The organism is Trebonia sp., assembly GCF_049794275.1.
Lineage (GTDB): Bacteria > Actinomycetota > Actinomycetes > Streptosporangiales > Streptosporangiaceae > Trebonia.
Map to the genome: position 1 here is coordinate 1 of NZ_JBARCR010000041.1, position 3,051 is coordinate 3,051.

General features: G+C 66.7%; 1 protein-coding gene, 1 tRNA gene and 1 pseudogene. All 3 read right to left on the bottom strand.

Going from position 1 to position 3,051, the window contains the following annotated elements; all coding sequences use genetic code 11:
- Positions 1 to 656 (bottom strand): annotated as a pseudogene (locus tag WA805_RS01030) (hypothetical protein); the annotation flags it as partial.
- Between the two features lie 219 nt (positions 657 to 875).
- Positions 876 to 1,796, bottom strand: coding sequence for a hypothetical protein (locus WA805_RS01035; protein WP_425241430.1), 921 nt, complete (start codon positions 1,794 to 1,796; stop codon positions 876 to 878).
- A 391-nt stretch (positions 1,797 to 2,187) separates the two neighbouring features.
- A tRNA-Lys gene (locus WA805_RS01040) sits at positions 2,188 to 2,283 on the bottom strand.
- Positions 2,284 to 3,051: the final 768 nt, after the last annotated feature.

Here is a 3,051-nt window from a genome sequence, read left to right on the forward strand (position 1 = left end):
AGCGCGGCGTACCGCCGGTACTCGGGCACCGTCATGTCGGGGAACATCTGCCACCCGTCGGGCAGGTCCGGGTCGTCCAGTTGCAGCAGCAGCCCGGCGTCCGTGATCGCCGTGTACTCCTCGTGCAGCACGTCGGCGATCGCGCCGAGGAACGACTCGTCATCCGGGTAGTAGTCGTTCCGCAGCCAGTGCTCGACGGTGCCGGGCGTGATCGCGGGCAGGAACGCGGTCACGTTATGTGCGCTTGCCGCCGCCGTCAGCCGGTCGATGTCGGCCTGGACGAGGGCCGTACCCGCGTACCTGAGCGGCCCGGTGCACACGTACTGCGTCGCCAGGCTGGTGACCTCCGACGCTGGCATCGCCCCCTTGAAGTCGAAGCCGCCGAAGCCAGCAGCGAAGAAGCCGGGGAAGTCCCTGCGGTCGCGGCCCGTCACCCCGGCGTTGGCCGGCGGGTGGTCCCCGCCGACCTCGGCCTCGAATCCACTCATCCGGTCGCGGATGTAGCCGGTGAACAGTCCCCGCTTGGAGATCTCCCCGTCGTTGACGATGTCAACGCCGGCGGCCGCCTGCCGGTCGACCACCTCCGCCACCGCGCCGGGAAGCGCCGCGTCGATGGCGTCCTCGAAACCCGGGCCCGCGCCGAAGAGGCGTTGCAAGGCATCAGGCCGCGGTAGCGCCCCGGCGTGGGACACGAGAATCCGTTCTGTGCTGGCCGGCATGGATCTCTGCCCTTCAATCTTCGCCGTCGCGGTCGACGGCCGCGCTGCCTCTGGCAACGTACCGCGCCTTGGCGCGGCACATGGCTTGGCGGCCTGAGTCATTGAATATTCGCTGGTCGCATGAGGTGACGCTATTGGACGGCATGCCCTAGAGGTTCACCGGAACCTGCGGCCTGCTGCGAGGGCTGCCGCGGCCTCCTCCCACGCTTCCCGGTAGGAGCCGATCGGATCGCTGAGGTAGTTCCACGGCACGCTGGTGATCACTGGACCGGTCAGCATCATCTGCTCGAGCTGCGCCCGGTAATCACCCAGCAGCCAAAAGGCCATCGAGAACATGTTCCGGTCGCTGATCGCCTGGTGCCCGGGCTGGTAGGCGGGCGAGACAACGGACTTCTGCGCGGCCTGGTTGATCTGTTCACGGACATGCGGAGTCCGGAAGTAACCCTGGCGGTCCGCCGCAGTCGCGTCCTTTCCCCAGCCGAAGTAAATCCAGCGCTCGAAATGAACTGTCGGCACAAAGGCATGCACGCTGTGTCCCTCCGGTGCCTGGTCCGTCACCTGCTGCGCCAGCCCGAACAAGGTGTCGAACGATCCGCCCCACTTCGGCCCGCCGCCCTGGCTCACCGCTCGGTAGGCGCCGCAATGCCATGGATGGCGGCGGTTAACCTCCGTGAACCGCCGGTGCAGCTCGGGCTGGCCGAGAGAAAGGCCCAAAGCAACCCATATCGACTCCGCATGCGGAGTCGGATCCCGCCGATCGAGCTCGGCGGCCGCTGCCAGGTCACGATCGGCAAGGACCAGCCGCTGATGAAACAGCCGGGCCGCATCCTGGGTCACGTACTTGCCCCGCAGTGCCCCCCGCGCCTCCCATGCGCTGCGCACGTAGAGCGCCCCGCTGAACAAGGCCGGCAACGCCGATCCGGGCCGCGCCGCACGCCACTCATCGACCCATTCAGGCCGGTGCCCGAGGGCACGGCTCAGCTGATTGACATAGAAGAACCGGTCTTCGGGGTCCTGTGTCGTCGCCAGGAAGTCGTGCAGTTCCTGCCACCGGCCCGCTGCCAGTTCCGCGGCCAAGCGATGGGCGGCCTGGTCGCCCGCTAGGTTGTCGACCGTAACCTCCGGCACGCTGCGCCGGCCGAATAGTGGCATCGTCTACCGCCCGTCCCGTCTGCCAAATCGACAATCCACGGATATTACCCAATTCCGAGCTGGGCGGGCCGAGCTCCAGCGGACTCGTGGACCACTCCCCGGTGGCTGCCTACCTGCGGGACTTCTGCCTGGAATTATCGCGCTGCGTAACCACACCGGAAGGGGTTTCTTATGACTGGTCTAGACCAATCGGAAGGTCATCCAGCCCGCCAACATCCGACCTCCGAGTAAGCACGGAGCGAGCACCGCCCAAACACCAGGACAAACCGGGCACATAAAAATAACCTGGGGCAGTAAAACCCCAGGTCAGACCGGGTGCGCCGCCAGGGACTTGAACCCCGAACCCGCGGATTAAGAGTCCGCTGCTCAGTTCGATTTTTCTCTCTTAACTCATGTTACCTGATGCCGGCCCGTGCCGTGACCTGCCGTTCTGTGCGGTTGCCCGTATCCGAGGGTTGGCTGCAGATACCGGGTGCTGCCGGGGCGTACAGGGGCATCCGAGCAAACACGGAGCAAACATCGGGGCGTACAGGTCTAGACCACCATGGCCGAGAGTGCCTGGGCATGGCGCGGAGAGGTCATGACCGCCGTGGGCAGAGGTATAGGTGTCGGCGCGACGTGATGCCCATGGCTGCCCTCGGGGCCCCGCGAGGCAGCCGTTACGGTTCGCAGTTCCTGCTGGTAGTGACTCCGGTCAATGAGCCTGGTCACGCCGTCTGGCCCAGGCTGAGTGGTTGGGTGTGATCCCGCGCGGAAGTCACGAATGACCCGGGTAGCCGATAGCGCCGTCTTGGCTAACATTGCACGGAACCCTAGTCGGTCCCACGACACTCGCCACATGCGCGGCTTCGCCGGTAATCGCCGCCGCTGTGTCCTCTAGGATCTGCGGTCTTCAGGGGCGGGGCCGGCCCGGTGCGGGAGCGGTACCCTCGCCAACCCCCTCGACATCCCCGACGCGACCCAGTGGCAGACCGAGGTCTGCTGGCCGCTGGCCCCGGCGGGGGCCCAGGCGAACTAAGACAGACCCCCATGCGGAACGTCATCGCCAAGCGCCGTCTAGGCTCCCCCGTAAGGGCGCGCCCCCAGCCCGACGTATCGTGGTCCTACAGATCAGCGTGCTCTTGGGGGCGGCGATGGATGACATCCTCGGCCAGGGCGGGGACCGCGAGCCCAGCCCGTG